5 protein-coding genes and 1 pseudogene are annotated in these 9,099 nt (G+C 59.3%); all 6 read right to left on the reverse strand.

What is annotated here, in order from left to right:
• Nucleotides 1–2,033, reverse strand: a 2,033-nt coding sequence (locus tag XALGPE39_RS05925) for a methyl-accepting chemotaxis protein (RefSeq protein WP_045729008.1), incomplete at its 3' end; no start/stop codon positions are given.
• 389 nt (nucleotides 2,034–2,422) lie between these two features.
• A complete protein-coding gene (locus tag XALGPE39_RS05930; RefSeq protein ID WP_045727383.1) occupies nucleotides 2,423–3,187 on the reverse strand; it encodes a transporter in 765 nt (254 codons plus the stop codon).
• Between the two features lie 286 nt (nucleotides 3,188–3,473).
• Nucleotides 3,474–5,714: a methyl-accepting chemotaxis protein gene (locus XALGPE39_RS05935; RefSeq protein WP_045727384.1), complete on the reverse strand. Its 2,241-nt coding sequence runs from the start codon at nucleotides 5,712–5,714 to the stop codon at nucleotides 3,474–3,476.
• A gap of 455 nt (nucleotides 5,715–6,169) precedes the next feature.
• Nucleotides 6,170–8,401: a methyl-accepting chemotaxis protein gene (locus tag XALGPE39_RS05940; protein WP_045727385.1), complete on the reverse strand. Its 2,232-nt coding sequence runs from the start codon at nucleotides 8,399–8,401 to the stop codon at nucleotides 6,170–6,172.
• Nucleotides 8,402–8,586: 185 nt separating this feature from the next.
• A complete protein-coding gene (locus tag XALGPE39_RS05945) occupies nucleotides 8,587–8,790 on the reverse strand; it encodes a hypothetical protein (RefSeq protein WP_152624834.1) in 204 nt (67 codons plus the stop codon).
• A gap of 50 nt (nucleotides 8,791–8,840) precedes the next feature.
• Nucleotides 8,841–9,099, reverse strand: a pseudogene (locus tag XALGPE39_RS16610) (chemotaxis protein); the annotation flags it as partial.

Raw genomic sequence — 9,099 nt, forward strand, 5'->3', positions numbered from 1 at the left:
CGTGCGGCGGCGGTGGCTTCCTCGACCAGTGCGGCGTTCTGCTGGGTGGCTTCGTCCATCTGGTTCACGGTCTGGTTGACCTGCTCGATGCCAGCGGATTGTTCCTGCGAGGCAGCGGAGATTTCGCTCATGATGTCGGTCACGCGCTTCACCGAGGCGACGATCTCCTCCATGGTCTTGCCGGCCTGATCGACCAGCGCCGAGCCTTCGGCGACGCGGCCGACCGAATCGTCGATCAGGTCCTTGATCTCCTTGGCGGCACTGGCCGAACGCTGGGCGAGGGTACGTACTTCGCTGGCGACCACGGCGAAACCGCGCCCTTGTTCACCGGCACGCGCCGCTTCTACCGCCGCATTCAAGGCCAGGATATTGGTCTGGAACGCGATGCCGTCGATGACGCTGATGATGTCGGCGATTTTCTTCGAGGAGGTCTCGATGCCGTTCATGGTCTGAACCACTTGACCGACCACGGCACCGCCTTGCGAGGCAACCGAGGCGGCACCGATGGCAAGTTGGTTGGCCTGACGCGCGTTTTCGGCATTCTGCTTGACGGTGGAGGTCAGTTCTTCCATCGAGGCAGCGGTTTCCTCCAGGCTGGCGGCCTGCTGCTCGGTGCGGCGCGATAGGTCGTCGTTGCCGGTGGCGATTTCGCTGGAGGCGGCATTGATACTCGTGGCGGCGGTCTGGATGCGGCCGACGATATTGGTCAATTGGTCGGCGGTGGTATTGGCGTCGTCGCGCATCTGAGCGAATACGCCCTGGAAGTCGCCGTGCATGCGTGCGGTGAGATCGCCAGCGGCGATGGACTGCAGCAGTGCCGAGAGTTTGCCCAGGTTACTGTCACTGACCTGCATCATGGCATTGAGGTCCTGCACCATCAGCCGGAAATCGTGCTGGAACTGCTCGGCGTTGCCACGTGCACTGAAGTCGCCAGCGGCGGCGGCGGCGGCCAGTCGCTTGATTTCGGTGTTGATCGCCAGCAGGCTGGCCTTGGCTGCATCCATGGATTGGTGCAGGACGGCCCGGCTGCCGGGCAGGCGACGTGCGTCGCGGCGCAGGTCGCCGTTGGCATATTCGTTGAGCACGGCGATGGCATCGACGATGGCATCGAGATGCTCGAACATCATGGTGTTGATGCCCTTGCTCAGCTCGCCGTAGACGCCGGGGAAATCGGTGGGCATGCGATGGCTCATATCCTTGTCGGCATGCAGTTCGATCATGCGCGCGGTTTCGCTGGAGAAACGCTGCAACTGTTGCTGCATGACGTCCATGGCGACCAACAGGCGGCCGGGTTCATCGCGTGCGTCGGTGGCGACGTGGTTGTCCAGGCGGCCGTTGGCGATGGCCTCGGCGGCGCGGGTGGCGCGGTTGAGCGGTTCAGTGAGGCTGCGGGTGATAGCCCAGGCCAGCAGACTGCTGATGACCAGTACCGCCACGCCACCGGCAATGAGCATGTTGCGACCATTGGCCATCGCCTGACTCGCGTTGGCGTAGGCGACTTTCATCTGCGCTTCCTGCAATTGTGCGTTTTCGCGGATCTTCGACTGCCATGCCTGAGTGGTTGGCCGCGCGCGCTCGCTCAATAAGGTCTGCGCTTCGGCATTTCGGTCTGCGAGAGAGAGCTCGATGACCTGATTATTCATTGCACGCGACGCGTCGCGTCCGGCATCGATATCCGCGCGTAGCTTCACCACGCGTTCGTTGTCTGCGGGGAAGGTATCGAGTTCTTTGCGCAGATCGTTATAGCGTTGGCGGTTTTCCTTGATCGCGGCCAATGCCGGCGCATTCAGCTCTTCCCTGGTGACCATCGCCAACGTGCCCAGGGCGACTAGGATGCCGGAATTGGCATCGAGCATGCCGTTGCTGATCCGAGATTTTTCGAAATTCACCTTCACGATGTTGTCCAATTCGCGCCGGGCATTCGACATGGACAGCAATCCCCCCGCGACTAGCAGGCACGACAATAGGATCAGTAGGCCGAAAGCGCCTCCGAGCCGATGGCCGACGTTGTAGCGTTGCAGGAACGAACTCATGATCGACCTCTTCTTTTGACTGAAATGCCTGGGGAGTACCCAGGTTCTGCTGCGTCCTTGCAGGTTTCGACAGATGTATGACTTAGACGGTGACGCTTGCCAGTCAGGCAATGAAGAAGAACGCAATGTCGTTTTTGTTCGACGCTGGCTTCTACGCTTGTGATTCAGTATCGGCGGAACCTCGTGTAATCCGATGCTGCTTTGGTCGTAAGGTAATTCCTGACATCGTGTGATGTCGTTCGCGACGGCGGCAATGCTGGTCGCTAGCGCAATCGAGATCGCTGGCTCCTGCTTGGGCTGGTGCGCGTTGCGGCTGTTGGGCGCGTTGCGGTTGTTGCCTCTGTAGCCAACTCACCTACACAGATGCAATTTTCATCTACATTGCCAACTCAGAAACGGAACGACACACCTGCACTCAATGTGTGATCCGGTGAGCGATCGTTGAGGCCGTGGCTGTACAGCAGGTCCAGTTGCACGTCCTGTGTGACCAACCAGGCCGACCCGACATCGAGCATTGCGACAGTACCGCCGTCGTCGCTGTGAGCGATCTGTGGGAGTGCCAATTCCACGAACGAACGGTAGCGTTCGTTCCAGGCCTTACCTAGCACCACGCCGAAAATGCCAGCCGTGTACTGGTGTCCGTGTTCATCTTCTTCGCGGATCACACCGGGCATTGCCCCGACCGAAATGCTGTCGCTGAGCGTCCATTCGGCGACCAGGCGCAACGAGGGTCGGGCGCTGCTACCACGCAGCTTGCGTGTGCCGCTGGGCAGATCGACATGCACCAGCCAGGCCAAAGACACGTTGTCGGCATCGGTGCCAGCGAAGTGATGCTTCAGCCCCAACGAGATGTCAGAGAGCCCGAAGACATCATTGCCAATCGGCACATCAATGTATTGCCAGCCGTCGGTCTCCAGGCGCAGTTCCCAGGTTTGACCGATGCCATAGCGGAACAAGGTCGGTGTCGTGTAGCCATCCTCTGCACCAGCCTTTTCCCAGGCGATGCCGGTTTCCACTTGCAGGCGGCGATCTCCGACAGTAAGGCTGGATTCGACGAAATCTGGGCGATCAGTGACGATCGGTGCTTGTTCGGCGTAGGCCATGTTGGCGACAGCGGACAAGAGAAGGCACCCGATAGAGACAACGGATTTCATTGCGATCCTTTTGGTGTTCTGAGCCGAACACCGATAACGTGAGAGATGGCCTCCTGTATCAGGAAGCGTGAGTGCTGAGATTCCCCAGCATCGTTTTGGTGTCTTTTCTAGATCCAAGCTCAACCTGTTTGCTCGACCAACCTGATGCCACACATCCGGGTTGAGCCGCATGCCTTGTGCGATGCATGCGCTTACCGATTCCCTGGCAAGGTGGGTGTTGCAGAAGAAAACTGGTGCGTCGCCTCATCGCGACGCACCTTGCAATCTTCGCAACCGCATTAATTGCTCAGAACTCCTGCCACTGGGCGTTGTCCGCATGCGCGGTGGCACGCGCAGTGGTGCGAATGGGAGCTGCGCTGGTGGTCGCAGGCTTGCGCTTGGCGGTGACGGTCGTGGGCGCAAGATATTGGACGTTTGCCGGGCGGGCAGTGGCGGCACTCGTTGCGTTATCGAGTTTGAACAGCGCCACGGCCTGACTCAACTGGACTGCCTGATCTTCCATGGAGCGTGCCGCAGCGGTGGCTTCCTCGACCAGGGCGGCGTTTTGCTGTGTGCTCTCGTCCATCTGCGTCACGGTCTGATTGACCTGCTCGATGCCGGCAGACTGTTCCTGCGACGCAGAGGAGATTTCGCCCATGATGTCGGTGACGCGCTGCACCGAGGCGACGATTTCCTGCATGGTCTTGCCCGCTTGATCGACCAGCGCCGAGCCTTCGGTGACGCGGCTGACCGAGTCGTCGATCAGGTCTTTGATCTCCTTGGCGGCATTGGCCGAACGCTGGGCGAGGGTACGCACTTCGCTGGCGACCACGGCGAAACCTCGGCCCTGTTCACCGGCACGCGCCGCTTCCACGGCTGCATTCAAGGCCAGGATATTGGTCTGGAAAGCGATGCCATCGATGACGCTGATGATGTCGGCGATTTTCTTGGACGAGGCTTCGATGCCGGTCATCGTCTGCACCACCTGGCCGACCACGGCGCCGCCCTGGGACGCGACGCTGGCAGCACCCGCGGCGAGCTGATTGGCCTGCCGGGCGTGTTCGGCGTTCTGCTTGACGGTGGAGGTCAACTCTTCCATCGAAGCGGCGGTTTCTTCCAGGCTGGCGGCCTGCTGTTCGGTGCGGCGCGATAGATCGTCGTTACCGGTGGCGATTTCACTCGCGGCGGAGTTGATGCTGACCGCCGCAGTCTGGATGCGACCGACAATGGAGGCCAACTGTTCGGTGGTCGCATTGGCGTCGTCGCGCATGGTGGCGAACACGCCCTGGAAATCGCCGTGCATACGTGCGGTGAGATCACCAGCGGCGATGGATTTCAGCAATTGGGACAGTGCCTGCAGGTTGCCGTCGGCGGTGGCCATTAATTGGTTGAGGCTCTCGACCATGGCGCGGAAATCGTACTGGAAGCGCTCTGCCTCGCCGCGCACGCTGAAATCGCCCGCGGCGGCGGCGCCGGCCAGGTGCTTGATCTCATGATTCATGGCGGTCAGGTTCTGCTTGACCTTGTCCATGGTGTCGCTAATGACCGCCTTCTCGCCGGGCAGGCGATCCATGTCCTCGGACAGGTCGCCGATGGCGTAGCGGCCCATGATCTGCGCCAGACGCATCTTGACTGTGATGTGAGAGGCGACCAGCGCATTGCTGTCGTGGACCATGCGACCGTAATCGCCCGGGAAGGCTTGCTCGTCCATGCGATAGCTGATCTGTCCGGCATCGTGACGCTGGGCCATCTCGGCCTGCGCGGCGAGGACGGCCTGCAACTGGCTCTGCATCTTGTCCATGCTGAGCAGCAGGATGCCGGCTTCGTCTTTGCGGCGCAGATCGATCGTATTGTCGAGCTTGCCCCTGGCGATGGCATCGGCCACACCGATCGCGGTGCCGAGCCGCTTGAGCAATTGCCGACGGATCAGGATGGCCATGACGATTGAGGCCACGATCACCAGCAGATTGCCCAACAGGACGGACCACTTGTTCTGCGCGCGCACAGTCACCAGGGTCTCGCTGCGCTTTTCCAGCAAGCGGCGTTCTTCATCGGAAAACGCACCGAGCAGGTTACGGATCGATTCCATGGCCTGGCGGTCACGGGCTTCACGGAACACGGATGTGATCTGCCCCGTATCGGTGGAGCGCTCGCGCAAGTCGATGATCTGCCTCTCCGCAGCGATCAACGCTTCAAAAGACGTATGCAGCTGTTCCAGACGCGCCTGCTGTTTTGGGTTGTCCGAAGTCAGGTGCTTGGCATCCTTGAAGCTCTGTTCGAAACCGGCCAGGCCGTTGGTGAAGGGCTGCAGGTGCTGCTTGTCGCCCGATAGCAAGTAACCCCGCGCTCCGGTTTCCACGTTGAGGGCGTTGGTCCTCATCATCTCCCCGGTCGCCAGCACTTTGTACGTGTGATCGTTCATGTCGGCAGCGGTGTTGAGCGAAGAAAGACTGCTCAAACTGATCGTGCCGATGATCACCGTCACCAGAACGATGGTGCAGAAACTGAGCGCGAGTTGGGCGGAAAGACTGAGATTCTTGATGTTCATCGTGGAGTCTCGGAAGTTAGAGAACGTTCGGAGGTTGGAGCGGCATGTCGCGTGGTGAGGCATGCGAGCAGATAGCGCCCTGAAATATATAGCGGCAAACTATTGATACCCTAAAATCAATAGTTAATATTGTTTCGATAGGTTTTGACTATTAAAAATTCTTTTTTTGGCTTTATTGCGCGCAGAAAATAATGTAGAACCTATCAAAAATTTAAATTTTTGATATGTATGTATACGAATTGTTTAAAGTGACTATCATATCGACGTCGCCAGGGATGTCTTGACTAGCAAAGTGCGATACTGGGAAGCGATGCACTTTCCGCGTGTGATCTATCGCGGTGCGCTTGCCGATGAGCGCATGCAATGCGACGTTTGGCGAACAAAAAACCCCGGGAGATTGCTCTCCCGGGGTTGGACTGGCTTGCAGGGGCCTTTTGCGAAGGTCGGCCTGTGGATCAGAACTCCTGCCAGGCGCTGTCGTTGGTGGCGACGGCGACCTGCTGTTTGGCGGCTTGATGCGGTTTACGAATGGCAGCCTTTGCGATGGGCTTGGTGGTACGCATGGGTGTCGCGACGCTGGCATGCTGGGACTGTGCGGCCACGGCGTTGTCGATCTTGAACAGCGCCACCGCATTGCTGAGTTGCCCAGCCTGCTCTTCCATCGAGCGTGCGGCGGCGGTGGCTTCCTCGACCAGCGCGGCATTTTGCTGGGTGGCTTCGTCCATCTGGGTCACGGTCTGGTTGACCTGCTCGATACCAGCGGATTGTTCCTGCGACGCAGAAGAGATCTCGCCCATGATGTCGGTGACGCGCTGCACCGAGGCGACGATTTCCTGCATGGTCTTGCCGGCCTGATCGACCAGGGCCGAGCCTTCGGCGACGCGACCGACCGAGTCGTCGATCAGTCCCTTGATTTCCTTGGCCGCATTGGCCGAGCGCTGGGCGAGGGTACGTACTTCGCTGGCGACCACGGCGAAACCGCGGCCTTGTTCACCGGCACGCGCCGCTTCCACCGCCGCATTCAAGGCCAGGATATTGGTCTGGAAGGCGATGCCGTCGATGACGCTGATGATGTCGGCGATTTTCTTCGAGGAGGCCTCGATGCCGCTCATGGTCTGCACGACCTGGCCGACCACGGCGCCGCCTTGAGAGGCGACATTGGCAGCGCCGGCGGCGAGCTGATTGGCCTGGCGCGCGTTTTCGGCGTTCTGCTTGACGGTGGAGGTCAGTTCTTCCATCGAAGCCGCGGTTTCCTCCAGGCTGGCGGCCTGCTGCTCGGTGCGGCGCGACAGATCGTCGTTACCGGAGGCGATTTCGCTGGCGGCAGAGTTGATGCTGACAGCGGCGCTCTGGATGCGACTGACGATACCGGTCAACTGCTCGACAGTGGCGTTGGCATCGTCGCGCATTGTGGCGAACACACCGTGGAACTCGCCGTGCATCCGCGTGGTGAGGTCGCCGGCGGCGATGGACTTCAATAGTTTGGACAGCGCGTTGAGGTTGCCATCGGCGGTGGCCATCAACTGGTTGAGGCTCTCGACCATGGCGCGGAAGTCGTACTGGAAGCGCTCGGCTTCGCCACGCACGCTGAAGTCACCTGCAGCGGCAGCGTCGGCGAGCTGTTTGATCTCGCGGTTCATGGCGGTCAGGTTCTGCTTGACCTTGTCCATTGTTTCGGTGAGCACGGCCTTTTCGCCGGGCAGCCGATCCATGTCCTCGGACAGGTCGCCGATGGCGTAGCGGCCCATGATCTGCGCCAGGCGCAACGTGACCGCGATATGCGAAGCGACCAGTGCATTGCTGTCGTGAACCATGCGACCGTAATCGCCCGGGAAGGCACCTTCTTCCATGCGGTAGCTGGTCTGACCGGCGTCATGGCGCTTGGCCATCTCGGTCTGTGCCGTGATGACGGCCTGCAACTGGCTCTGCATCTTGTGCATGCTGACCAGCAGCACGCCGGCTTCGTCCTTGGTCTGCGTATCGATCGGGTTGTCGAGCTTGCCCCCCGCGATGGAATCGGCGACCACGATGGCGGCACCAAGCCGGTTCAGCAGCCGGCGACGGATCATGACCGCCAGGCCGATCGAGGCCAGGATCACGAACAAACTGCCGAGCATGATGGCCCACTTGCTCTCCGCGCGCACGGAGACCAATGTCGAGCTGCGCTTGACGAGAAGGTCTTGTTCTTCGGCGATGAAATCGGCAAGCATCTTGCGGATCGTGGTCATTGCCTGGCGGTCGCGGGCCTCGGCGAACAGGCTGGCGATTTTTTCTTTATCGTTGGTGCTGTCGCGCACCGCGATGATCTCTTTCTCAACCTCGATGAGTTGCTTGAACGACTTTCCCAGCTGTTCCAGGCGTGCCTGCTGGTTAGGGTTGTCGACGCTGAGCTTCGTGGCTTCGTCGAATTTCTTCTCAAAAACCTCGCGGCTGGGCTCGAACGACTGAATGTGCGACTTGTCACCCGATAGCAGGTAGCCACGCGAACCTGTTTCGATATTGAGCGCGTTGATCTGCATAATTTCGCCGGTCGACAAGATCTTGTAGCTCAAGTCATTCATGTCGGTCGCATGATTGATGGTCGACAGGCTACTCAGGTTGATCGTGCCAATGACCAGCATTACCAGAACGATGGCCGCAAAGCTCAGTGCGAGCAGTGCGGAAAGGCTGAAGTTTTTAAGCTTCATTGTGGGGTTCCTATTTCGGGGAGAGTTCGGTGCGCATGCATGGCCTATCGGCGTTCTGTTCAAAGCATCACGGCGAGTGATCGCAAGGTGTTGCTACGTCGATGCGGCTTGGCTTATGTGGTCAAGAGGGCGGGGTGTTCATGCGGTGGATGGATGTTCGATCGGTGTCTGAACGGATTTAAGTGTCAATCTTCAGTGTGGTTGATGCGCACAAAGTGCATGACTCTCCTAGCGGCATCGCATTGACTTTCTTGATCGCTGCGATTTTTTTCTTTAATAATGTGATATTCGCGTGATGGATATTTGATGTTTGAATTCATGGCGCCGTCTTCACCTAGCAGGCTTTCATGCAGATGCAGGCTATCGATCGCGATAGCCTGCATCGTCATCATGTGGTCCGTGGATCTGTGCGGACAGCAGTTCGCTCGCATCGGTGTATTCAGAATTCTTGCCAATCGGTGGCAACTGCGCTGGATGCTGTCTGCTTGGAATTAGAACGCTGCGTTGTGCGCTGACGTTGTGCCGGATTTGGCTGAGCCGCCACTCGAACAGTTTTTGCTGAAGTGCTGTCGATCTTGAACAGGGCCACGGTGTTGGTGAGTTCTCCTGCCTGTTCTTCCATGGAACGTGCGGCGGCGGTGGCTTCCTCGACCAGTGCGGCGTTCTGCTGGGTGGCTTCGTCCATCTGGTTCACGGTC

Source organism: Xanthomonas sp. GPE 39, from assembly GCF_000963005.1.
Lineage (GTDB): Bacteria > Pseudomonadota > Gammaproteobacteria > Xanthomonadales > Xanthomonadaceae > Xanthomonas_A.